Here is a 22,411-nt window from a genome sequence, read left to right as displayed (position 1 = left end):
GTGGCATTTCGGCGGGCTTTCACCATTCTCGGATGCGGTTCCTCGCCAGGGGTACCGCGTATTACCGGCGATTGGGGGGCCTGCGATCCATCAAATCCGCGCAACCGGCGTATGCGCGCGGCGCTGCTCATCGAGCAGTTCGCGCCGGACGGCGGCAAGACGACCGTCGTTGTCGATACCGGCCCGGATTTCCGCGCTCAGATGGTTGCCGCCGATGTTCGCCACATCGACGCCGTGCTTTACACGCACGCTCACGCCGATCATCTGCACGGGATCGACGACCTTCGTGGCTTCGTGATCGAAAATCGCAGGTGCGTGCCGATCTGGGCGGACGCGTTCACGATGAGCGCAATCCGCGAGAGATTTCGCTATTGCGTGGAATCGCCGCCAGGAAGCGGTTATCCGCCGATCGTCGAGCCGAACCTCATCACCGAAGATCTGTCGCCAGTTACCGTTCACGGCGCTGGCGGGCCGATTTCGTTCACGCCGTTGATGCAATTTCACGGCAATACCCATTCGCTCGGCTTTCGAGTTGGCGACTTTGCCTATTGCAGCGATGTGAGCGATTTTCCGCCAGAAACGGTCGAGAAGCTGCACGAGCTCGATCTGCTGGTCCTCGACACGCTGCAGTATAAATTCCATCCAAGTCATCTGTCGTTGGTGCAGTCGCTTGGGTGGATCGCAAGGCTTCAGCCGAAGCGTGCCGTGCTGACGCACATGCACGTGCCGCTGGACTATGAAACGCTGCAGAACGAAACGCCGGATCACGTCGAGCCGGCCTACGACATGATGCGCCTCGAGTTCGACGTCACAATGCCGTCCGCTGAAGAAGCGTAACATCCGACGTTAGCATGCGGCTCCAAAGCGTTGATTTCGCGGGATTCGGTGGACTCGAGGCTGTGTGGTCGAGTTCCATAATCTATCTTATGCGATAATCATATGCAGCCGGGTACATTCTATTTCCAAGTGCGACATGCCAATAAAAACAAAGGCTTCGCCCTGGAGATTTTTGGATGTCGCAGTGCTATTTGCAGCTCACCCTTCCCGATCGCCGACGCGTGCATCAGCTTCTCGAACGCAAGGTGCCGATTGCTGAGATCGCCCGCCAACTCGGTCGGCATCGATCGACGATCTATCGTGAACTGAAGCGCAATACCTTTCATGATGCCGAGTTTCCGGAATACAGCGGCTATTACAGCGGTATCGCCAACGACATCTCGAAGGAGCGTCGGCGACGGCTGCGCAAGCTCAGCCGCCACGCGCAATTACGCGAACTGGTCATCGAGCAGCTGAAGGCACTTTGGTCGCCGGAGCAGATCGCCGGCCGTCTGCTTGCCGATGGTGTGAGCGCCGTCCGCGTCTGCACCGAGACGATCTATCGCTTCATCTATAGCAAGGAAGATTATGCGCTGGAGCTCTATCAGCATCTGCCGGAAGGCCGTCGTAAGCGCCGCCCACGCCGCTCCCGCAAACCCCGTGACGGCTCGATCCCGTTGGACTGCAGGATCAGCCAACGCCCTGATTTCATTGCCGATCGCTCTCAGTTCGGCCACTGGGAGGGTGATCTCCTGATCTTCCGGCGCGACCTTGGTGAAGCCAATGTCACCTCGCTGGTCGAGCGCAAGAGCCGCTACACGGTGATGATCAAGAATGGCAGCCGTCACTCTCGTCCGCTCATCGACAAGATCATCGATGCCTTCTCACCGCTACCCGCCTTTGCCCGGCAGAGCTTCACCTTCGACCGTGGTACCGAGTTTCGCGGTTTCAAGGCTTTGGAAGATGGACTCGGCGCCAGGAGCTGGTTTTGCGATCCGAATTCACCGTGGCAGAAAGGCGCGGTCGAGAACACCAACAAGCGCATCCGTCGCTTTGTGCCGAGCGATACGGACCTGTCCGCCGTCAGCCAGCCGCAACTGGTCGCCCTCGCCCACCATCTCAATTCACTGCCCAGGAAGTGCCTTGGTTACCGCACGCCCGCCGAGGTCTTCATGGCCCATTTGCGCGATTGCGGGTAATCCCCTACCCTCCACTCGTCATTGTTGCACTTGGATTAGATTCTCCACCGCAAAGTTAAAGTGTCCTGTTCCTGCAAAGTAAGAATGTCACTCTCGCCGCGTTTTCAATGACGTGGGAGATTGCGGATGGGATTGATTGCGATGAGCGAGCGCGATCTGCAGCGGATCGAGGTTTTGTCGAAGGTGGTCGACGGCCGCATGACGATGGTTTCGGCGGCGCATGTCCTGGGCTTGAGCACGCGTCAGGTTCGCCGGCTCTTGGAGCGGATCCGGACGGATGGTGCGGCATCGATCCGGCACAGAACGATCGGCCGACCGTCGAACAACCGGATCAGCGACGGCGTGCGTGACTATACCGTAGCGATCGTGCGCGAGCGCTATGCCGATTTCGGCCCGACGCTGGCCGCCGAGAAGCTCGCCGAGCGCGACGGCCTGACGGTGTCGCGCGAGACCTTGCGCAAATGGATGTCGGAGGCCGGCCTGTGGCTGTCGCGCAAGCAGCGCCGCACGTTCCACCAGCCGCGGCTGCGCCGCGAGGCCTATGGCGAGCTGGTGCAGATCGATGGCAGCGAGCATCGCTGGTTCGAGGATCGCGGTGACCCATGTTCGCTGCTGGTGTTCATCGACGATGCGACCGGCAAGCTGATGCAGTTGCGCTTCGTACGATCGGAAAGCGCGTTTACGTATTTCGAGGCGCTGGAGCTCTATCTGCAGGCGCATGGTGCTCCGGTCGCCTTCTATTCCGACAAGCATTCGGTGTTCCGGGTGTCGAAGAAAGACGCCAAGGGCGGCCAGGGCATGACCCAGTTCGGGCGTGCGCTTTGCGAGCTAAACATCGAGATTCTTTGCGCAAACTCGAGCCAAGCCAAGGGTCGGGTCGAGCGGATGAACCGGACGCTACAGGACCGTTTGATTAAGGATCTGCGCCTGGAGGGCATCTGCGGCATGGACGACGGCAACGCTTTCCTGCCTCGGTTCATGGAGCGCTATAACCGGCAATTTGCCATTGCCCCTGCCCGACCTGATGATCTGCATCGGTCGCTGAATCTTGCCCAGGATCGGCTGCGCGACGTCCTGTGCAAACGTGAGCAGCGTTATGTCGGTGCCCAGTTGACGTTCTCCTACGAGCGCCAGCGGATCATGCTGGAAGAGACGGAGGTGACGCGCGGACTGGTCGGTCGCTATGTCGAGACCTACGCCCTTGCCGATGGCCGGCTGGATGTGCGCTGGAAGGGGCATTCCCTGCCCTACCGGGTGTTCGACAAGGACCAGCGGGTGACGCATGCGGCGATCACCGAGAACAAGCGGCTTTCCGATGTGCTGGCCTACATCAAGGAGCGACAGGATCAGTTGCCGGCGCCGAAGGTGAAGACCAACAACCAGAAGAATCGCTACACGCCGCGGGGTCGAAAGCCGGGCAAGCGGACGGATTTCATGAACGATCCAGCGGTCATTGCTCGGCGTCGACAGGCGCTTTCCCAGCAAAGTGCGGTTGAGCAAGGGCAACCCTACCCGGCACAGTTCAATGGAGAATAAACTCGGATTGCATGTTGGCGTCCAGCTTTAAACAGGCAGTCCACAAGGGTGTCTTGTGGTAGGTTCCGTCCTGCCAAATGGTCAGTCCCTCGCGCTCTTCGTGCAGCAATCCCAGCCAGCACAGCGGGCGAATAACGTCGTAGCGGAACGCCGACCTTTCCTCCCAGGCTTCGACAGTCATTTCTACTGGCTCCGGATACGACTCGCTCGGGTATAGCTCGTTCACCAGGTCGTTCAGCGAACAACCCGTATTTGCTTTCATATTGATAAGATTGAGAAAGACGTGCCACCAACGCATCCGATTGCGGACGGCCTCCTGCGTCTGCCCGTAGTGGATATAAGCATAAAGATAATCCGTGGCGATCAGATCGAAGAAGGCCTGCGGTCTCGCCAGAAAGTCCTGGCCGCGTTGGGTTGGCACCAGTACGCCCTTTCGCCGCCGCAGAAGCCGTAAATGCTTGAGCATGTCACGGACGACCAAAAGCGGCGGCATATCGGCTTCATTGAGAACCTTGTTGACGCTGTATAAATCCTCCGACGTATAGCCCGGCCAATCGAAGTGAACAGCGGCCCAGTGGACGAACTTGCGGTTCATCGCCCCCGACGCGGTCAGACCGATACCTCCTTGGCTATCGGCGTAGGAAACAGTCATGGCCATGCCGCGAAGCAGCGGCGACAGGGCCACTACATCGACGTCGGCAGACAGCTCAATTTGTGGAAGCATTAGGTGATCCTGGCAGAACCAACCGGAGTGTCGATCCGATTCAGATCATTCCTCAGGAGCGCGAAGATTGAAACCCTCAAAGCTAAAGCCGATGGGTGTCCCTCACCCGCCCCCTCCCTTCCCTTGCAACCCGGCCCAGCCGGTCCGGTCGGGGGCTTGCCTCAGCGCAAGTGGGACATGCCGAGTGTCGCATTTCTAAATGGCTGAAGACGCGCCCAAAGTGACATTTCTACTTTGCGCCGGAGCGGACATTTCAACCTGGCCGCCACATCATATCTGCGGGGGTACATTCGATTTCCAAGTGCGGCATGGCAATAAAAATGATTGCCTCGCCTTGCATGTCGCGCTGTTGGTCGCAGCCCACCCCATCCCGTTCGTCGACAACTTCGTCAGCTCGTGGAGCGCAAGCTCTCCCGTTGCTCCCGTAGGTGAGATCGTGCGAAAGCTCGACCGCCATCGTACGCGATCTGTCGCGGTCGGCGTCGTATCCCGATCCGCTCGAAGCTGATCCGGCTGCTGCTGTGCGCTGTCGTTGACGATCAGCGACGTTTGCCGCAGCCTCTCGCGGCCCGACACGGCGCAGATCTCCTTAAGCCGACGGTTCGTGTTTTCGTTCGCCAGAGTTCTTGCCGGCTCGCCCTTTTTAGATGCTGGTCTACCAACGTAAGACATCCTTGAAAACGCCACGAACCGTGCCGATTCGACGTAAGTTGGCGGACATGAGCGCCTGGGATCTGCGCTGCACCGATCGAAAGTCGTTCGCAATCGCGGCATCACAAAGTTATGATGGCCGCAGGCTTAGCTTAGAATTATTGTGTACTGTATTGAAATAATACGTATATGAGTAAAACAGAAAATAATGATGTTGGAGTCTAGTGGTCGCAAGCCGCTTACCGACGTTAGCATGAAGCCTCTCCTTGGTGACAAAGAAGCGGATGGAGGCCTGTGATGGTCAGGATCGTTCTTCTTGCACTTTGTCTCACGCTTTTGATTGGACCGGGCTCCGCCCTCGCTGATGAACCTGTCGAGACGGTGCAATCCATCATCCGCGCTCAAATCAAGGCTTTCCTGGAAGACGATGCGGATACAGCCTATTCCTTCGCCTCGCCGGCTATCAGGACAAAATTTCCGGACAAGATCATCTTTTTCGACATGGTCAAGCGCAGCTATCAGCACCTCTACCGCCCCGGCAACTTCGCCTTCGGCCGCTCGAAGGTAGTCGGCGAAGAGGTGTTCCAGGAAGTCCTGATTTCGGGATCGGACGGCAAGGACTGGACGGCGATCTACGATCTCGTTCACCAGCCGGATGGCACCTACAAGATCAATGGAGTGATGATGCTGCAGACCGCGTCCGGCCCTCAACTCTGACAGGCTGAAGGGAGGTCAGACGGGCGGCAAGTCACCGCGCTTCCAGTTTTCCTGGGTCTCCGCCATGAAATCGGCGTAACGCCCCTCCTCGATCGCTTGGCGGATGCCCGCCATCAGCTCCTGATAATAGGCCAGGTTGTTCCAGCTGAGCAGCATGCCCCCGAGCGATTCATTCGAGCGGATCAGATGATGCAGGTAGGCGCGCGAGTAGTCGCGTGTTGCCGGACAGGACGATTGCTCGTCGAGCGGGCGCGTATCTTCGGCGTGGCGTGCGTTTCGAAGATTGATGCGGCCGTAGCGGGTGAAGGCCAGGCCATGGCGGCCGGAACGGGTCGGCATAACGCAGTCGAACATGTCGATGCCATGCGCGACGGATTTCAGGATATCGTCTGGCGTGCCGACGCCCATCAGGTAGCGCGGCTTGTCGGCAGGCAGCGCCGGGCATGTGACGTCGAGCATGTCGAGCATGACCTCCTGTGGTTCGCCCACGGCCAGGCCGCCGATCGCGTAGCCTTTGAGATCAAGATCTCTTAGCGCAAGAGCCGAGCGCTCGCGCAGTTTCGGAATGTCCCCGCCCTGCACGATGCCGAACATCGCCTTGCCCGGCTGGTCGCCGAACGCCACCTTGCAGCGTTCCGCCCAGCGCAGCGACATTTCCATCGCCCGCTCGATTTCGATGGGTTCGGCAGGCAGCGCCACGCACTCGTCGAGCTGCATCTGTATATCGCTGTCGAGCAGCCCCTGGATCTCGATCGAGCGTTCCGGCGACATGTGATAGAGCGCGCCGTCCACATGGCTCTTGAAGGTCACGCCCTGCTCGTTGAGCTTGCGCAGGCTGGAAAGCGACATCACCTGGAAGCCGCCGCTGTCCGTCAGGATCGGCCGTTCCCAGCGAATGAACTTGTGCAGTCCGCCGAGCCGGGCAACACGTTCGGCGCCGGGACGCAGCATCAAATGGTAGGTGTTGCCGAGGATGATGTCGGCACCGAGTTCGCGTACCTGGTCGAGATACATGGCCTTGACCGTGCCGACGGTCCCGACAGGCATGAATGCAGGCGTGCGGATCGTGCCGCGCGGCATCGAAACCTCGCCGCGGCGCGCCTTGCCGTCGGTTGCAAGCAGCTTGAATTGGAACGTCTCGGTCATCTAGTCTTTCCGAAAAAGCAGGCTTGAATCGCCATAGGAATAGAAGCGATAGCCGGCGGCGATCGCGTGCGCGTAGGCGGCACGCATCGTGTCGAGCCCGGCGAAGGCCGAAACGAGCATGAAAAGCGTCGATTTCGGCAGATGGAAATTGGTCATCAGCATATCCACCGCACGGAAACGATAACCCGGTGTGATGAAGATGCCGGTCGCGCCCGACCAGGGCCGGATTTCGCCTTCTTTCGTTGCCGCGCTTTCGATCAGTCGAAGCGACGTCGTGCCGACGCAGACGATGCGCCCGCCCCTCGCGCGTACCGCATTCAGGCTGTTGGCTGTCGCCGCGCTCACGTGGCCGATTTCCTCGTGCATCACGTGATCGTCGGTGTCATCCGTCTTGACCGGCAGAAAGGTCCCCGCACCCACGTGCAGGGTGACGAAATGCCGCTCGACACCGACCTCGTCGAGTCTTGCGAAAAGGCGTTCGGTGAAATGCAGTCCCGCGGTGGGTGCCGCGACTGCCCCCTCTTCCCGCGCATAGACGGTCTGATAGTCGGTTCGGTCCCGTGCGTCGTCCGGACGTTTGGATGCGATATAGGGGGGCAGCGGGATATGGCCCACGGCCATGATCGCTTCGTCGAGTGCCGGTCCGGAAAGGTCGAAGCGCAGCGTAACCTCGCCGGCGTCGGCCTTCTCCTCGACCGTGGCGTCGAGCGTGCCGAGCAGGCAGCTGTTTCCGCCGTGGCCGAACGAGATGCGGTCACCGGGTTTCAGCCGGCGCGCCGGTCGCGCGAAAGCCTTCCAGCGGTCGGGTGCGACCCGCATATGCAGCGTCAGCGAGACCTGGGTGACGATCTCTTCGCTGCGCCTGCGAAGGCCTTCTAGCTGCGCCGGTATCACCTTGGTGTCGTTGAAAACCAGTGCGTCCCCGGGCCGCAGGAAGGACGGCAGGTCGAGAACGCCATGATCGCTGAGGACAGGCTCGCTCTCTGGCCGCACGACAAGCATGCGGGCGCTGTCGCGCGGGTTTGCGGGCCGCAGCGCAATGGAAGTTTCCGGCAGGTCGAAGTCGAACAGGTCTACGCGCATCGATGGTTCATATAAAAGCAAACCCGCCCCGGCGTCTTTTGACGCGACCGGGGCGGGTCTGTGCATTAGCGCAAATCAGGCGTCTGCGGCAACCCGCATCGACACGATAGTGTCGGGATCACGCACCGGTTCGCCGCGCTTGATCTTGTCGACATTCTCCATGCCTTCGATCACCTGGCCCCAGATCGAGTACTGCTTGTTGAGCCACGGAGCATCGGTGAAGCAGATGAAGAACTGGGAGTTTGCCGAGTTCGGCATCTGGCTGCGGGCCATCGAGCACGTGCCACGCACGTGGCTCTTGTCGGAGAACTCGGCCTTCAGGTCGGGCTTGGAGGAGCCGCCCATGCCTGCGCGGCCCGGATTAAAGTGTTCGCTGCCGGTCTTTCCGTACTGGACGTCGCCGGTCTGCGCCATGAAGTCCTCGATCACGCGATGAAACACGACTCCATCATAGGCTCCCTCGCGCGTCAGCTCCTTGATACGATCGACATGACCCGGAGCGACGTCCGGCAGAAGCTCGATCACGACCCTGCCCTTCGTGGTCTCCATGATGATCGTGTTTTCCGGATCCTTGATCTCGGCCATGGTTCTTCTCCTTCTGTTTGACTTTACTTGCCGACCTTGACGCTGATCATACGGTCTGGATCGGTGACGGCGCCGTTGTTGGCGTCATCTCCGAGCTTGATCTTGTCGACATTCTCCATGCCTTCGACCACCTTGCCGACGACCGTATATTGGCCGTTGAGGAAGTCGCCCGGCGCGAACATGATAAAGAACTGCGAGTTGGCGCTGTTCGGGTCCTGCGAACGGGCCATGCCGACTGTACCACGCTCGAAGGGCACGTCGGAGAATTCCGCCGGCAGGTCGGGCTTGGAGGAACCACCCGTTCCAGCGAGTTCGGCCTGATAGCCCTGCTCCATATCGCCGTATTGTACGTCGCCCGTCTGGGCCATGAAGCCCTTGATCACGCGATGAAAGGCAACGTTGTCGTATTCGCCTGCGGCAGCGAGCGCCTTGATCTGATCAACGTGCTTCGGCGCGATGTCCGGGCGCAACTCGACGACGACCGGGCCGTCCTTGAGCTGTATGGTAATCACATTGTCGCCGGACTGCGCGAAGGCAGTCCCCGTCAAGGCGGCGAACGCCAGGGCGCCGGCAAAAGCGAATTGGAGGATTTTCATGGGTTCTCCCTGAGTGGTGTGAGCTCCGCGCGTTCAGGCCGTACGCTTCGCCTGCAGCGCTTGATGGACCGCACGGGGGACGAAAGCGCTTACGTCGCCGCCCATCGCCGCGATCTGGCGGACCAATGTGGCCGTAATGGGCCTCGATGCGGTACCCGCCGGTAAAAACAGTGTCTGGATGTCCGGAGCCATCTGCCGGTTCATGCCCGCCATCTGCATCTCGTAGTCGAGGTCCGTGCCGTCGCGCAGGCCCCGCACGAGCAGGGTCGCACCGTGATGGCGCGCCGCGTCGACCACCAGATTATCGAACGAAACAACGGCGATATCACCGGCCCTTTCAGGCAGAAACTCGCTCAGCGAGCGGCGGATGAGCTCGGCGCGCTCTTCGAAGGAAAAAAGCGGCGCCTTTCCCGGATGAATGCCGATCGCCACGATGACCTTTGCGGCGACATTCAGTGCTTGCACAAGCACATCAAGATGCCCGTTCGTCATCGGATCGAAGGAGCCGGGATAGAAAGCCGTGGTCATCGCACCTGTTTCCGTTTGGTGAAGCCTTTTGTCACGGACAGCGGCTGATCGCAAGGGCAGCGCGAACCGCGTCCCGGCTGTTCCCTCGGAAACAGCACGCGGGAAAGAATGAATGCTAGATGAATGGAGTGTTCAAGATGGTTTCACACCGGAAGTTGTACCGTGAGGCAAGAATGAACGGAACCTTTTTTGGAGACATGCCGTTTTAGGAACTGAAAGGATTACGGCCATGGGACTTGCTCTGTTTTCGATGACGATGTTTTTCGCGATGTCCGTTGCTGCAATCCATGCGCTTCGCAGCGAAGTGCGTGTCCGCAACCAGCAAGACCGCGGCTTTAATCTGTGAATGCCTCCAGGAACTTCTTGCCGGAAGTTTCAAAATAAGCGGCCTCATGTCTTCCCCTGATGAGGTCGCTCTGTAAGCCGGACGGCCTCCCCTGCCCGTCCGGCTTTTTCTTGTCATTCCTTAGCCGCGCAGGGTGGTTTGAGGCTCGCCACGGGGCTCTGGTTCAAAGGCCTTCGCTTGCATCGAACGAAGCAGATGGAAGAATCGCCAATTGAGCGACAAGGCTGCCGCCGCAAGCCCGAGCACAAAGCCGAACCAGACGCCGACGCCGCCGAAGTTCAGCGGAAAAGCGAATGCCCAGGCGCAGAAGAAGCCGATCGGCCAGTAGGAGATCATCGCCAGTATCATTGGTACCGTCGTGTCCTTAAGGCCGCGCAGCATGCCGGCGGCAATGGCCTGGAGACCATCGACAAGCTGGAAAGCCCCGGCGATGACGATCAACGGACCGGCAAAGGCAAGCACTTCCGCCGCATCGGGCCGGCTCGTATCCAGGTAGAGGGCTGCAAGCTGGCGGGGAAATAGCGCGAAGATCGTGCTGCCGATGGCGGCAAAGAGGCTACCGAGGACGAGTACGGCGACGGCGGCCCGTCTGACGCCCAACATGTCGCCGCTTCCGTAGGCCAGACCGACACGCACTGTTCCAGCCTGCGCGAGACCGAGCGGGATCATGAAGGCGATCGAGGCGAATTGAAGCGCGATCCCGTGCGCAGCCAGTTCCATCGTGCCGATGTTGCCCATGAGCAGCGACGCGGCTGTAAACAGGCTGACTTCTGCGAGGATGGTTATGGAGATCGGAACGCCGAGATAGATCACCTCGCGGAACGCCGGCCAGTCCGGCCGCCAAAAACGAACGAAGAGCTCGTACTGGTTCAGTTCCGGCCGGCTGCGGATATAGGCGATCGTCAGGCCTGCACCGAGCAAGGCAACGCCAAGGGCCGCGAGGGCTGCGCCGAATATGCCGAGCGCCGGAAAGCCGAAATGTCCGTAGATCAGCACGTAGCAAAGCAGCGCATTGAGAACGAGCGTTACAAGCGTCACGTAGAGGATGATCCCTGCCCGCTCCAATCCGCTCAGGAAAGCCCTCAGCACCATGAAGATCAGGCTCGGAAAAATCGCCCATTGTGCGATGTGCAGGTATCCCCCGGCAAGCTTCGCGACCTCGGGCCTTTGGCCGGCAAAGAGAAGAATAGGCTCTGCCATCCAAAGGAGCGGCGCCGTGAGTGCACCGTAGAGCAGCACCACCCACATGCCCATTCTCACCGCGCGGCGGACGGAAACCTTGTCGCCGCGGCCCTGTGCCTGCGCGGCCATGGGTACCACGGCATTGGCAAAGCCGCTGCCGAAGATGAAGACGGTGAAGAACGCCTGCGTCGCAAGGATGATGGCCGCGAGCTCGGTGGCCCCTAGCTTTCCGACCATCAGCACATCGGTCGTATTGATCGCCAGCTGCGCCAGTTGCGCACCGATGAAGGGCACGCCGAGATAGAAGCTTGCACGAAAGTGGTTGCTCCACGAATTATCGTTCTGCAGCTTCATTCGGCTCGTGTTCGTGGTCAGCATGGGAAACCTGGCTCCAGATCACGTTCATGATCTTGGACGCATCCAAGATCATCGGCTGCAAATCAACTCGGTGGAAGAATATCCGAGATAGAGCAGCGCCGATGAAAGTGCCAGCGAGAAAGGCCTGACTGCTCAATTTTTCATCGAAGGATCAAAGAAATTGATCAGTTTGAAGGCGTTGCCCCGTCGGGCGTCAGGCCTGTGTTGGTTTCGGGACGCCATCCTGGAATGCTTGGTCGGGTTGTGGACGCACGCGAAGCAGGAAGACGGCGAGCCCCGCGACAATGAGGCAGCCCGCCAGGGCGTACGGTGCGCCGGAAAACGAGAGGGCCGCCGCGGGGCTGGTGAAATATCCGAAGATCTGCGTGAAGATCAGCGGCCCGACGATCGTCGTGATGCTCGAAATGCTGGTCAGCGCTCCCTGCAGTTCGCCTTGCGCCGAGGGCGGGACGTGGGCAGATGCGATGCTGCGTAACGGAGGATCGCCAGGCTTTCGAGTGCCGTCGCGACGATCACGGCATACACCATCCACCCCTGCCAGGCGGCGGCATAGCCGGCCATTCCGAGCGCGGTGAAGACTAGACCGAGCGCCGCCGTTCGCCGTTCGCCGAACCGCGTCACGACGTGCGGCAGGACGACGGCCATGACAAACGCTCCGCCGACACCGAAGATTCCGAGCGACAGCCCGATCTGCCCCTCGCTCCAGCCGTAACGATAGGATGAGACGAACGACCAGACCGCCGGGTAGACCGCATGGGCGAGCCAGTAGAGGAAGAAGACAAGACCAATCCAGCCGATGCCGGGATAGTTGCGCATCTGTTTGAGCGCGCCGAGAGGATTGGCGCGCCACCACTCGAAGCGCCGCTTGTTTGCGCTGTCCAGCGTTTCGGGCAGGAGGAATAGACCGACCACGAAGTTGATGAAGGACAGCGCGGCGGCACCGTAAAACGGCACCCTGGGACCCAGCTCTCCGAGAAAGCCACCAATAACGGGGCCGAGCGCGAAGCCGGTGCCGAAAGCGATGCCGATCAATCCAAAATTCTTCGCTCGATTGCTGTCGTCGCTGATGTCGGCAATGTAGGCGGACGCCGTTCCGAAGCTCGCGCCGCTGACGCCAGCAAGGACACGCCCGACGAAAAGCATCCAGTAGCTCGTTGCAAGCGCACAGATCAGGTTGTCGATCGCGAAGGTGAGAACGGAAGCAAGCAGGATCGGTCGCCGCCCGAAGCGATCGCTCAGGTTGCCGATCAGAGGTGCAAAGAGAAACTGCATCGCCGAATAGACGAGCAGCAGCCAGCCGCCGTCGATTGCCGCTTCGCTAACGTCTGCGCCGGTCAGTTCCTGCAGATAGGTCGGCAGCACCGGCACGATGATGGCGATGCCCATGATGTCGAGAAAGAGGATGAGAAAGACGAGAAACAGTCCACGCCGCACGAATTTCTTGTCGAGCATAAAGCCCCTCCCCGCTGTATGTCGTCAGTGTGGAGACAGAACGTGAACGACGTCACCAAATAAGGTGTATCGCATTGTTAAAAACGAAACAATGCGTGAACATTTCAAAGTTTATGATCGAAGCTATCGCGTCCGCTGATACTTTCAGCTTGCGGCCTTACTGTTCCGAGCGCCGTTGTTCCGCCTTTAGGAAGTCGACGAAGGCCCTGAGCGGGGCCGGCATATGCCGGCGGCTGGCATAGTACAGGAACGGTCCCGGGAAACTGGTTACCCATTCGTCGAGAATTGGCACGAGCCGTCCCGCTTCAATCTCCGGTGCCAGAAATTCCTCGAATGTTCGAATCACGCCGAGACCGTCGACCGCTGCGCCGACTTCGAGATCGATCGCGTTGGCAAGGACGACCGCGGGCGGTGCGATGGTCAAGGCGGCATCGCCTTCTCCAAACTCCCACGTCAAGGCAACGCCGCTCTGGAAACGGTGGCGGATGGCAGCATGTTCGAGAAGGTCGCGCGGATGTTGAGGTACGCCATGTCTGGCAAGATAATCCGGCGCAGCGGCGGTGAGGTAACGCTGCACGCGCGGGCCGATCGGGATGGCGATCATGTCTCGCTCAAGTCGTTCCTCATAGCGCACGCCGGCGTCGAATCCGGCGGCGAGAACATCGATGAAGCCATCCTCCGCTGTCACCTCCAGCGTAATTGCCGGATTGGCCTTCAGGAACCGACCGACAAGTGGCGGCAAGATTTCGCGGGCGACGATTGTCGGCACATTCAGCCTGAGCGTGCCCGCAGGGCTGTCGCGGAGGCTGCCCACCTGATCAAGCGCGCCGGCGATCTCTCCAAGCGCCGGCGACAAACGTTCGAGCAGCCGCGTTCCCGCCTCCGTCAGCGTGACGCTGCGGGTCGTGCGATTGAGCAGTCTCACGCCCAGTCTTGCCTCCAGCCGCCGCAGCGCTTCGCTCAGTGCGGAGGCTGAAACGCCGCGTTTGCGGGCGGCAGTACGGAAGCTGCGTTCACGGGCAACGGCGGCAAATGCATCAAGATCTGCGAGTGGAAGGTCGTTCATTGTGCGGAATTATGGATAAGCTGTTTGGCTTGCGACGGATTATCGCACACTGCGACCTGAAGTAAATACGGCGGCGAACGAATTGGCCGGACAACGGCCTCATCGAAGGAGAAGTGAGATGGAAAAGGTTTCGCTTGGAAAATTCGGCCCGGACGTTTCCGTGATCGGGCTTGGTTGCATGGGTATGTCGGGGATGTACGGTCCATCAGACCGTGCGGAAAGCATCGCCACCATTCATGCCGCGCTCGATGCGGGGATCACCTTGCTCGACACCGGTGATTTCTACGGCATGGGTCACAATGAGATGCTGATCGGCGAGGCCCTCAAGGGACGCGATCGCGATCAGGTGCAGTTGAGCGTCAAGTTCGGTGCGTTGCGCGATGCCGCCGGCGCGTGGCTCGGTTATGACGGCCGGCCGAAGGCCGTGCGCAACTTCCTTGCCTATACGCTGCAGCGCCTGGGCGTCGATTACATCGATATCTATAGACCTGCCCGCCTCGATCCCGATGTCCCGATCGAGGATACCGTTGGGGCGATCGCCGATATGGTGAAGGCCGGCTATGTTCGCCACATCGGCCTTTCCGAGGTCGGTCCCGAGACGATCCGGCGCGCGGCCGCCGTCCATCCGATCGTCGATCTTCAGATCGAGTACTCGCTGATTTCCCGCGGGATCGAAGCGGAGATCCTGCCGACATGCCGCGAGCTCGGCATTGGCATCACCGCCTATGGCGTCCTTTCGCGCGGCCTGATCAGCGGCCATTGGCAAAAAGGTGCGACCAAGGGTGGCGATTTCCGCGCCATGAGCCCGCGCTTCCAGGAAGGCAATATCGAGCAGAACCTGGCTCTCGTCGAGGCGCTGCGACGCGTCGCAGACGCGAAGGGCGTTACCGTCGCGCAGATCGCGATCGCCTGGGTAGCCGCGCAGGGTGCCGATATCGTGCCGCTGGTGGGGGCGCGCCGCCGCGATCGACTGGCCGAGGCGCTTGCTTCGCAGGCCGTTCGCCTCGATGCGGATGAGCTGGCGGCGATAGAGCGTGCCGTGCCGAAGGACGCTGCCGCCGGTGCCCGTTATCCGGAAGCGCAACTCGCGCACATGGACAGCGAACGGCACGGCTGAACCTCATGCATGTCGCCCGAAAGTGTGCAGCGGTTTCGGGACAACGACATGCATGCAACAAAGACTTGAAGCGCCTCACCTGGCTCCATGCGACGCTCTTTAGTTGCTCGGATCGGGCTCAAACGCCCGGTCCGGACGTTCCGATCAGACGGAACCGGAGAACGTGTCGCAAGCCGACATTTGGCCGCTGTCGAAGCCGCGCTGGAACCATCTCATCCGTTGCTCGGATGTGCCGTGGTTGAAGCTCTCCGGGACGACATAGCCTTGCGTGCGCTTTTGCAGCGTATCGTCGCCGATCTGCGTGGCGGCGTTCAGCGCCTCCTCCAGATCGCCGCTTTCCAGTAGTCCCTTCTGCTCCGTATATTTGCCCCAGATTCCCGCGAAACAATCGGCCTGCAGCTCGACGCGGATCGACATCTGGTTTGCCTCGACCTCGCTCATGCGCTGGCGCATCTGGTTGAATTTCGGCAAGACGCCGATCAGGTTCTGCACGTGATGGCCGACCTCATGAGCAAGCACATAGGCCTGGGCGAAGTCGCCTGCGGCATCGAACTTGTGAGCGAGTTCGTCAAAGAAGCTCATGTCGAGATAGACCTTGCGGTCGCCCGGGCAATAGAACGGGCCCGAGGCGGCGGAGGCAAAGCCGCACGCCGAACGGACGGAATCGTTGAACAGCACCAGCTTCGGTTCCTGATACTGCTCGCCGCTCGCCTGGAAGATACCGTTCCAGGTGTCTTCCGTTTCAGCGAGTACCGTGGCCATAAAGGCTTTCATCTCTTCCTCTTCGGCCGAGCCCTGGGGCACCTGCGAGCCATCGCTCTGCTCGAAGCCAGGCATGCTCATTGGGCCCCCGCCCTCGAGGACCTGGAGCATGTCGATGCCCATGGCCCGAAGCACGAAATAGAGGATGACGAGAAAGATAATCGTGCCGAAGCTTAATCCCCCGCCGGCGCGGCGCATCCCGCCTCCCCCACCCGGCAAGCGGAACCCGCCGCCACGGCCGAATGGGCCTCCTGGACCGCCTCCGGGGCTCGCCCCGCGCTGATCTTCGACGTTTCCGGATTGGCGGCGGCCTTTCCATTCCATGATCAGGTCCTCCAGGCGTCGCATCGGCTTAATGCATTGAATGATTTATATGCCCGAGCGACGATCCTTGTAAAACGCTATCGCCACCGGGGTGCTTTCATCCGGCCGATCTTTTTATGGATTTGGCGAACCGATCGCGGCGGCATGAAGTCGAGTTTCGCCCCGTCGAAAAATTCCGGGCCTTCTCATCTTCACGCGACCGTTCCGAGGGTCTGGAAATGCGCGCCGCAAATATCTTCGCTTTATTGTCGATTCCGAGATTTTCGGGGTTTCGCTTGCAGAAACATTTGCCTATAAGCCGCTTCTAGCCTGAAAAGACCACAAATGCGCGCCCCGGCCGGTGACCTCCCACCCTGGCCGGTTTTTCGCGCAGCTAGAGATGGATAAGAACCATGCCCAAGCGCCAAGACATCAAATCGATCCTCATCATCGGCGCGGGGCCGATCGTCATCGGCCAGGCATGTGAATTCGACTATTCCGGCACGCAGGCCTGCAAGGCGCTGAAGGAGGAAGGCTACCGCGTCATCCTGGTCAACTCCAACCCGGCAACGATCATGACCGACCCAGGACTGGCAGACGCGACCTATGTCGAGCCGATCACGCCGGAAGTCGTCGCCAAGATCATCGCCAAAGAACGCCCGGATGCACTCTTGCCGACCATGGGCGGCCAGACTGCACTCAACACCGCACTCTCGCTGCGCCGCATGGGTGTGCTCGACCGCTACAATGTCGAGATGATCGGCGCCAAGCCGGAGGCGATCGACAAAGCCGAGGATCGTGCCCTCTTCCGCGAGGCTATGGCGAAGATCGGTCTCGAAACGCCCAAATCGCGGCTTGCGAACGCGACCGACATCAAGGATCTGGATCGCAAGGCGCATGAGGCGGAGCGGGCGGAGCTGAAAGCCCGGCTTACCGGCGCCGAACTCGACAAGGCGCTCGACGAGTTGGAAAATCAGTGGAACCTCGGTGAAGGCGACCGCAAGCAGCGCTACCTCAACCACGCTATGGCGATTGCCGCGCAGGCGCTCGACGACGTCGGCCTGCCCGCGATCATTCGTCCCTCCTTCACACTCGGCGGCACCGGCGGCGGCATCGCGTACAACCGCTCGGAATTCTTCGAGATCGTTGGCAGCGGTCTGGATGCGTCGCCGACGACGGAAGTCCTGATCGAGGAGTCGGTTCTCGGCTGGAAGGAATACGAGATGGAGGTCGTCCGCGACAAGGCGGACAACTGCATTATCATCTGCTCGATCGAGAACATCGACCCGATGGGCGTCCATACGGGTGACTCGATCACGGTTGCGCCGGCGCTGACCTTGACCGACAAGGAATACCAGATCATGCGCAACGCCTCGATCGCGGTGCTGCGCGAGATCGGCGTCGAGACCGGCGGCTCGAACGTCCAGTTTGCCGTCAATCCGGAAAACGGCCGCCTGGTCGTCATCGAGATGAACCCGCGCGTGTCGCGCTCCTCCGCGCTGGCGTCCAAGGCAACCGGCTTCCCAATCGCCAAGATCGCGGCAAAGCTCGCCGTCGGCTATACGCTCGACGAGTTGGAGAACGATATCACCGGTGGCGCGACGCCGGCGTCCTTCGAGCCGTCAATCGACTATGTCGTTACCAAGATCCCGCGTTTCGCCTTCGAAAAGTTCCCCGGCGCCGAACCGACCCTCACGACCGCGATGAAATCGGTGGGCGAGGTCATGGCGATCGGTCGTACCTTCGCTGAATCGCTGCAGAAGGCGCTGCGCGGTCTCGAAACGGGCCTCACCGGTCTCGACGAGATCGACATCCCGGATTTCGACGAGAATGGCGACGGCCGCAATGCCATCCGTGCGGCAATCGGCACGCCGACGCCGGACCGACTGCGTATGGTCGCCCAGGCCCTCCGTCTCGGCATGAGCGAAGCGGAGGTCCACGAGGCCTGCAAAATCGATCCGTGGTTCATCGCCCAGTTCAAGGCGATCGTCGACATGGAGGCGCGCATCCGCGAGCACGGTCTGCCGCAGGATGCGGAAAATCTGCGCATGCTGAAGGCCATGGGATTCTCGGATGCCCGGCTTGCGACGCTCACTGGGAAGCGCCCGAAGGAAGTGGCCGAGCTGCGCAACGCGCTGAACGTCCGCCCGGTCTACAAGCGCATCGATACCTGCGCGGCCGAGTTCGCCTCGCCGACGGCCTACATGTATTCGACCTATGAAACGCCCTTCGTCGGTGCCGCGCGCTCGGAAGCCCAGGTTTCCGACCGCAAGAAGGTCGTCATCCTCGGCGGTGGGCCGAACCGGATCGGCCAGGGCATCGAGTTCGACTATTGCTGCTGCCATGCCGCCTTCGCGCTGAAGGACGCAGGCTACGAAGCGATCATGGTCAACTGCAATCCGGAAACGGTTTCGACCGATTACGATACGTCCGACCGGCTCTATTTCGAACCGCTGACCGCCGAAGATGTCATCGAGATCATGCGCGCCGAACAGGAAAACGGCACGCTGCACGGCGTCATCGTTCAGTTCGGCGGCCAGACGCCTCTGAAGCTTGCCGAAGCGCTGGAAAAGAACGGCATTCCAATCCTCGGCACGGATCCCGACGCGATCGACCTCGCCGAGGACCGGGATCGCTTCCAGAAGCTCTTGATGAAGCTCGATCTTAACCAGCCGAACAACGGCATCGCCTATTCGGTCGAGCAGGCTCGCCTCGTTGCCGCGGAGATCGGCTTCCCGCTGGTCGTGCGCCCGTCCTATGTTCTGGGCGGCCGCGCCATGCAGATCATCCATTCGGAAAGCATGCTGCAGAGCTATCTGCTCGACACGGTTCCGGGGTTGGTGCCGGAGGACATCAAGCAGCGTTATCCCAATGACAAGACCGGTCAGATCAACACGCTGCTCGGCAAGAATCCGCTGCTTTTCGACAGCTACCTGACGAATGCGACCGAAGTGGACGTCGACTGCCTGTGCGACGGCAAGGACGTTTTCGTCTCGGGCATCATGGAGCACATCGAGGAAGCCGGCATCCATTCCGGCGACTCCGCCTGCTCCCTGCCGGTTCACACGCTCGACAAAGAGCTCGTCGATGAGCTTGAACGCCAGACGACGGCGCTTGCCAAGGCTCTCCACGTTGGCGGCCTTATGAACGTGCAGTTCGCCATCAAGGACGGCACGATCTATGTGCTCGAGGTCAACCCGCGGGCGTCGCGCACGGTCCCCTTCGTGGCGAAAACCATCGGCGCGCCGATCGCGAAGATCGCGGCACGGGTGATGGCGGGCGAAGCGCTGGAGACCGCGATTGCCGCTTATGGCAAGAAACCGGACCCGCGCAATCTGAAGCACATCGCCGTCAAGGAGGCGGTCTTCCCGTTTGCCCGATTCCCCGGCGTCGACACGTTGCTCGGGCCCGAAATGCGCTCGACCGGCGAAGTTATCGGCCTTGACACGGACTACGCGCTCGCCTTCGCCAAATCCCAGCTCGGCGCCGGTGTGGACCTGCCGCGCGACGGAACGGTTTTCGTTTCGGTTCGCGACGAGGACAAGGCACGCGTGCTGCCGGCTATCCGCATTCTCGCCGACATCGGCTTCAAGGTCATGGCGACCGGCGGTACGGCGCGCTTCCTCGGCGAGCAGGGCATTACTGCCACCAAAATCAACAAGGTCCTCGAAGGCCGGCCGCATGTCGAGGACGCTATTCGCAATCGGCAGGTGCAACTGGTCATCAACACGACGGACGGCAACAAGGCGATCTCCGATTCGAAATCGCTGCGTCGCGCGACACTGATGCAGAAGGTGCCCTATTACACGACGATGGCCGGCGCCGAAGCAGCGGCCCTTGCAATCAAGGCCTTGAAGGCCGGCAACCTCGAAGTGCGTCCGCTGCAGAGCTACTTCGACGCCTGACGAAGTGCAACTGCGTACCCGGTCTCGGGTGCGCAGCTTCATGGCTTGCGCCTACATTCAGCCCAACAGGGCATCTCCCCGTCGCTATTCACTATTTGAATGCAACCTGAACGTTTGGTTCAGGCTGCATTCCAGCGCGACGTGGTTCTATGCCGCCATGCGCATGAAAGCTGGGATCGGCCGGCAAGGCGCAGGACTGGGGCAACAACGTGCAGCTTTATTTCTTCGATCTCCATTGGGACGATGAACGATTCCTCGACGAGGAGGGCATCGCCCATTTCGATGAGGGTTCGGCGCTGTATTATGCTCAGCGCATTGCCGACAAGATCGGTCGCGATACGGATTACGAGTCGCTGAAGGTCGAAATGCGCTCGAGCGAGGGCATCCTGCTCGCGACAGTCGCGCCATCGGAGGGCCGTCGCCGGGAGCAGCTTGCCTTGATCGGCCGGCGCTATCCGGGCCTGTTCCGCCACCCGCCAGACAGCGCCGTGAGTTCCGCGGCTGCCTGGTGAGTCGGTGGGCTTACAGCGCCGCGCGTGCAATCGGACGCGCAAAGGTCGCTGTAGCATTTTGAATTGCTGCATCATGCGGTAGCGCCCCGTTCAGCGCGATATTTGTTCGGCCGCTTGACCGTGAGGCGCGGCATACCGCAGCAAACGCAAGGTCCTGGCACCGAAGAAGAGCGATGCGGCAGCGATCGCGCAGCCGATTGCGAACACTCCGAGCATTGCCGCGGACATCACCGGGTCGCTCGCGCCTTCATCGAAACCAAGGGCATTGGCCGTCACACCGAACACGGCTGCGCCGATCGCATAACCGGCCGATTGCAGCGTCGGCAGTAGCGCAGAGGTTTTGTCACGCTCCTCGATGGTCGAAACGTCCATCAGCAATTGACTGAGCGTTCCCCAGCAAACACCGAAGCCAGTTCCGATCGCGATCTGGCTGATGAAGATGAGGCGATGCTCGCCGGTGCCAACCGCCAGCGTCAAGCCGATGAGACCAAGGCAGAGGAGCAAGGGCCCGGTCCAGATCAATTGAACGCGTAAGTGATGCGAGCGCAGGCTTGCGACTAGGATTGCTGTTGCGCTCCAGGACATGGCCATCAGGGCGCTGGAAAACCCGGCTGCGGTCGGGCTGAAACCCCAAAGGTGCTGTAGTGCATAGACGAGATAGACGGAGCCCGACGCCTGGGCGAGCGGCATCAACAGAACGAGCCAGAGGCCGGTACCAAGCGGGCGGCCGACCGAGAAGGCGCCGGAGGGCAGAATGGCGTTCGGCGATCTCCGGTCGATGTGGATCGTGTTAATGAAGACAGCAAGCGCCATCAGCAGCAAAGCTGCCGTCGCGTAGCCGTTGCCTGCCATGTTTGAGACTGAGATCAGCAGAATGCCTATGCCGAAAGCGGTGAGCCGCAGCAAGGGCACCGATCCTGTCGTCTTCTTTCCGCCCTGCCCCGGCTGGCGAACGATGGCGCCAACGAGCACGAGAAACATCGCCGCGGCCGGCACGTTGACGAAGAAGGCGGCGCGCCAAGACCAATATTCAGTGAGCAGCCCGGAAATGAGCGGTCCGGCAAAGGCGGCGGTAGCCCAAACGATCGCCTCCGCTCCAAAGATCTTGGGCACGAGCCGCGGCGGGAAGAGTTCGGGTATCAGTGCATAGCAGACGGCCGCGATGATGCCTTCGCCCAGTCCCTGCAGCAGCCTGCCGGCGAGCACCTGCGGCATGCCGGTTGCCACCGTGGCAATGACAGTGCCTGTGACGAATACAAGCGCGGCTGCAATCAGCGTGTTGCGCGCGCCGAACCGGGCCTTCTGGTTCGCTGCCACGGCGCCGCCCACGATGGCGAAAACGAGGTAGAGCGTGAACGCCCATGACAACAAGGCTGCGCCGCCGAACTCCTCGACCGCTGTCGGCAACGCCGTCGAAATCAAGAATTCGTTGAAGGCGAAGAGCGCAACGCCCAGGCACAGTGTCACGGTCGCAGCCAAGTGGTCTGGCCGCAGGAGTTCGCTCCAGCGTCCCTCGACTTCCGTTTGCCGCGCCGCGTTCGACGCCCGTAGCTCATCTTTTGTCAAACTCATTGATCCGATTCCATTCGTCCAATCATTCGTGGAACCAGCACTGATACGACCTCAACTGCGGTTGAGGTAAAGAGCTTTCTTCGCGGCTCCCGCATGTTGTCCAATCGGCTTCAGGTTGTACTTCGATCTCTTTCCGACCTCTGTTCAGTCGCGAAAAATCTGGCTTTCGCACTTCCGTTTCTGCTATAAGTGCGGTTCGGATGTTTCGGACGGTTCCGGCGCTTACGCGCCGGAG

Annotated in this window: 17 protein-coding genes and 1 pseudogene; 7 read left to right on the top strand and 11 right to left on the bottom strand. The window is 60.7% G+C overall.

The features are described 5' to 3' along the window. The 3 genes from PZN02_RS17105 (at window position 1) to PZN02_RS17095 (ending at window position 3,551) form a co-directional block, all read left to right on the top strand. Complete coding sequence (locus PZN02_RS17105) at window positions 1-837, top strand: MBL fold metallo-hydrolase (protein WP_280659140.1); 837 nt, start codon at window positions 1-3, stop codon at window positions 835-837. A gap of 176 nt (window positions 838-1,013) precedes the next feature. Then, complete coding sequence (locus PZN02_RS17100) at window positions 1,014-2,015, top strand: IS30 family transposase (protein WP_013851102.1); 1,002 nt, start codon at window positions 1,014-1,016, stop codon at window positions 2,013-2,015. Between the two features lie 126 nt (window positions 2,016-2,141). After that, entirely contained in the window at window positions 2,142-3,551 is a 1,410-nt protein-coding gene (locus tag PZN02_RS17095; protein WP_280659139.1) for an ISNCY family transposase, read from the top strand. On the opposite strand, the gene PZN02_RS17090 is transcribed toward PZN02_RS17095, so the two are convergent. Next, complete coding sequence (locus PZN02_RS17090; protein WP_280659138.1) at window positions 3,538-4,275, bottom strand: hypothetical protein; 738 nt, start codon at window positions 4,273-4,275, stop codon at window positions 3,538-3,540. The two genes, PZN02_RS17095 and PZN02_RS17090, sit on opposite strands and share 14 nt — an antisense overlap. Before the next feature lie 948 nt (window positions 4,276-5,223). On the opposite strand from PZN02_RS17090, the gene PZN02_RS17085 reads away from it, so the two are divergent. Beyond that, entirely contained in the window at window positions 5,224-5,643 is a 420-nt protein-coding gene (locus PZN02_RS17085) for a DUF4864 domain-containing protein (RefSeq protein WP_280659137.1), read from the top strand. A 15-nt stretch (window positions 5,644-5,658) separates the two neighbouring features. Here PZN02_RS17085 and tgt read toward each other — a convergent pair whose 3' ends face one another. The 8 genes and pseudogenes from tgt to PZN02_RS17045 form a co-directional block, all read right to left on the bottom strand. Then, entirely contained in the window at window positions 5,659-6,789 is a 1,131-nt protein-coding gene (gene tgt / locus PZN02_RS17080; RefSeq protein WP_280659136.1) for a tRNA guanosine(34) transglycosylase Tgt, read from the bottom strand. After that, window positions 6,790-7,872, bottom strand: a complete 1,083-nt coding sequence (queA, locus tag PZN02_RS17075) for a tRNA preQ1(34) S-adenosylmethionine ribosyltransferase-isomerase QueA (protein ID WP_280659135.1) — start codon at window positions 7,870-7,872, stop codon at window positions 6,790-6,792. A 75-nt stretch (window positions 7,873-7,947) separates the two neighbouring features. After that, the gene (locus PZN02_RS17070; protein ID WP_280659134.1) at window positions 7,948-8,457 is read right to left on the bottom strand and encodes a peptidylprolyl isomerase; all 510 of its coding nucleotides are present in this window, start codon (window positions 8,455-8,457) and stop codon (window positions 7,948-7,950) included. A gap of 23 nt (window positions 8,458-8,480) precedes the next feature. After that, complete coding sequence (locus PZN02_RS17065; protein ID WP_280659133.1) at window positions 8,481-9,053, bottom strand: peptidylprolyl isomerase; 573 nt, start codon at window positions 9,051-9,053, stop codon at window positions 8,481-8,483. A gap of 33 nt (window positions 9,054-9,086) precedes the next feature. Then, the gene (gene coaD / locus PZN02_RS17060) at window positions 9,087-9,581 is read right to left on the bottom strand and encodes a pantetheine-phosphate adenylyltransferase (RefSeq protein WP_280659132.1); all 495 of its coding nucleotides are present in this window, start codon (window positions 9,579-9,581) and stop codon (window positions 9,087-9,089) included. Between the two features lie 466 nt (window positions 9,582-10,047). Beyond that, a complete protein-coding gene (locus PZN02_RS17055; protein WP_280659131.1) occupies window positions 10,048-11,487 on the bottom strand; it encodes an MATE family efflux transporter in 1,440 nt (479 codons plus the stop codon). Window positions 11,488-11,680: 193 nt separating this feature from the next. Beyond that, window positions 11,681-12,939: pseudogene (locus tag PZN02_RS17050) on the bottom strand (TCR/Tet family MFS transporter). Window positions 12,940-13,096: 157 nt separating this feature from the next. After that, complete coding sequence (locus tag PZN02_RS17045; RefSeq protein WP_280659130.1) at window positions 13,097-14,005, bottom strand: LysR family transcriptional regulator; 909 nt, start codon at window positions 14,003-14,005, stop codon at window positions 13,097-13,099. A 118-nt stretch (window positions 14,006-14,123) separates the two neighbouring features. On the opposite strand from PZN02_RS17045, the gene PZN02_RS17040 reads away from it, so the two are divergent. Next, a complete protein-coding gene (locus PZN02_RS17040; RefSeq protein ID WP_280659129.1) occupies window positions 14,124-15,122 on the top strand; it encodes an aldo/keto reductase in 999 nt (332 codons plus the stop codon). Window positions 15,123-15,266: 144 nt separating this feature from the next. Here PZN02_RS17040 and ypfJ read toward each other — a convergent pair whose 3' ends face one another. Then, complete coding sequence (gene ypfJ, locus PZN02_RS17035) at window positions 15,267-16,208, bottom strand: KPN_02809 family neutral zinc metallopeptidase (protein ID WP_280659128.1); 942 nt, start codon at window positions 16,206-16,208, stop codon at window positions 15,267-15,269. 392 nt (window positions 16,209-16,600) lie between these two features. On the opposite strand from ypfJ, the gene carB reads away from it, so the two are divergent. Continuing rightward, window positions 16,601-20,092 (top strand): carbamoyl-phosphate synthase large subunit, encoded by a 3,492-nt coding sequence (carB, locus tag PZN02_RS17030; RefSeq protein ID WP_280659127.1) that lies wholly within the window; start codon window positions 16,601-16,603, stop codon window positions 20,090-20,092. 209 nt (window positions 20,093-20,301) lie between these two features. Next, window positions 20,302-20,604 carry a DUF6894 family protein gene (locus PZN02_RS17025; protein ID WP_280659126.1) on the top strand — a complete coding sequence of 101 codons (303 nt, stop codon included), beginning with the start codon at window positions 20,302-20,304 and terminating at the stop codon, window positions 20,602-20,604. A 90-nt stretch (window positions 20,605-20,694) separates the two neighbouring features. On the opposite strand, the gene PZN02_RS17020 is transcribed toward PZN02_RS17025, so the two are convergent. Continuing rightward, entirely contained in the window at window positions 20,695-22,176 is a 1,482-nt protein-coding gene (locus PZN02_RS17020; protein WP_280659125.1) for an MFS transporter, read from the bottom strand. Window positions 22,177-22,411: the final 235 nt, after the last annotated feature.

This window comes from Sinorhizobium garamanticum (genome assembly GCF_029892065.1).
In the GTDB taxonomy this organism is placed as follows: Bacteria; Pseudomonadota; Alphaproteobacteria; order Rhizobiales; family Rhizobiaceae; genus Sinorhizobium; species Sinorhizobium garamanticum.
This window is presented reverse-complemented; position numbering and strand designations above follow the sequence as displayed.

What these genes read in the sequence shown, in the direction of transcription:
- coaD (WP_280659132.1), bottom strand. Translation starts at nt 9,581, where the DNA reads ATGACCACGGCTTTCTATCCCGGCTCCTTCGATCCGATGACGAACGGG.
- tgt (WP_280659136.1), bottom strand. Translation starts at nt 6,789, where the DNA reads ATGACCGAGACGTTCCAATTCAAGCTGCTTGCAACCGACGGCAAGGCG.
- PZN02_RS17055 (WP_280659131.1), bottom strand. Translation starts at nt 11,487, where the DNA reads ATGCTGACCACGAACACGAGCCGAATGAAGCTGCAGAACGATAATTCG.
- ypfJ (WP_280659128.1), bottom strand. Translation starts at nt 16,208, where the DNA reads ATGGAATGGAAAGGCCGCCGCCAATCCGGAAACGTCGAAGATCAGCGC.
- PZN02_RS17095 (WP_280659139.1), top strand. Translation starts at nt 2,142, where the DNA reads ATGGGATTGATTGCGATGAGCGAGCGCGATCTGCAGCGGATCGAGGTT.
- PZN02_RS17085 (WP_280659137.1), top strand. Translation starts at nt 5,224, where the DNA reads ATGGTCAGGATCGTTCTTCTTGCACTTTGTCTCACGCTTTTGATTGGA.
- PZN02_RS17090 (WP_280659138.1), bottom strand. Translation starts at nt 4,275, where the DNA reads ATGCTTCCACAAATTGAGCTGTCTGCCGACGTCGATGTAGTGGCCCTG.
- PZN02_RS17045 (WP_280659130.1), bottom strand. Translation starts at nt 14,005, where the DNA reads ATGAACGACCTTCCACTCGCAGATCTTGATGCATTTGCCGCCGTTGCC.
- PZN02_RS17065 (WP_280659133.1), bottom strand. Translation starts at nt 9,053, where the DNA reads ATGAAAATCCTCCAATTCGCTTTTGCCGGCGCCCTGGCGTTCGCCGCC.
- PZN02_RS17020 (WP_280659125.1), bottom strand. Translation starts at nt 22,176, where the DNA reads ATGAGTTTGACAAAAGATGAGCTACGGGCGTCGAACGCGGCGCGGCAA.
- PZN02_RS17070 (WP_280659134.1), bottom strand. Translation starts at nt 8,457, where the DNA reads ATGGCCGAGATCAAGGATCCGGAAAACACGATCATCATGGAGACCACG.
- PZN02_RS17040 (WP_280659129.1), top strand. Translation starts at nt 14,124, where the DNA reads ATGGAAAAGGTTTCGCTTGGAAAATTCGGCCCGGACGTTTCCGTGATC.
- carB (WP_280659127.1), top strand. Translation starts at nt 16,601, where the DNA reads ATGCCCAAGCGCCAAGACATCAAATCGATCCTCATCATCGGCGCGGGG.
- PZN02_RS17100 (WP_013851102.1), top strand. Translation starts at nt 1,014, where the DNA reads ATGTCGCAGTGCTATTTGCAGCTCACCCTTCCCGATCGCCGACGCGTG.
- queA (WP_280659135.1), bottom strand. Translation starts at nt 7,872, where the DNA reads ATGCGCGTAGACCTGTTCGACTTCGACCTGCCGGAAACTTCCATTGCG.